This is a genomic window from Nocardia sp. bgisy134 (genome assembly GCF_965341865.1).
In the GTDB taxonomy this organism is placed as follows: Bacteria; Actinomycetota; Actinomycetes; order Mycobacteriales; family Mycobacteriaceae; genus Nocardia.
Window position 1 is genome coordinate 1 of sequence record NZ_CBDQZP010000068.1, and the last position, 603, is coordinate 603.

Annotated in this window: 1 protein-coding gene; it reads left to right on the forward strand. The window is 65.0% G+C overall.

The features are described from left to right. Positions 1-97: 97 nt before the first annotated feature. The coding region (locus ACRWNM_RS36550) for a helix-turn-helix domain-containing protein (protein ID WP_431972737.1) at positions 98-603 on the forward strand (506 nt) is incomplete at its 3' end.

The following is a 603-nucleotide window of genomic DNA, read 5'->3' on the forward strand; positions in this document are numbered from 1 at the left end:
TGTCGGCGGAACGTGAAAACTGATCACTGCGTGGCATCCGAATTTTGACCCCTTGTCCGATTGATCCTGGTTCGAACCGAGCCAGGAGGACGAAGGGATGCTTTCCGTGGAGGATTGGGCTGAGATTCGTCGTTTGCGCAGGTCCGAGGGGCTGCCGATCAAGGCGATCGCCCGGGTGATGGGCGTGTCCCGCAATACGGTCAAAGCGGCGGTGGCGTCGGATCGGCCGCCGAAGTATGAGCGGGCGCCGAAGGGGTCGGTCGTGGATGCGGTCGAGCCGCAGATCCGGGAGTTGTTGCGGGCTTATCCGACGATGCCGGCGACGGTAATCGCTGAGCGGATCGGCTGGACTCGGTCGGTGCGCGTGCTGTCGGGGCGGGTGGCGCAGTTGCGGCCGGTGTATCTGCCGCCGGATCCGGCGTCGCGGACAGCGTATGTGGCTGGGGAGATCGCGCAGTGTGATCTGTGGTTCCCGCCGATCACGCTGCCGGTGGGCTTCGGTCAGGTCCGTGTTCCGAAGCGGTTGCCGGTGCTGACCATGGTGACCGGGTATTCGCGTTGGTTGTCGGCGGTGCTGATCCCCAGCCGCCGTGCTGAGGATCT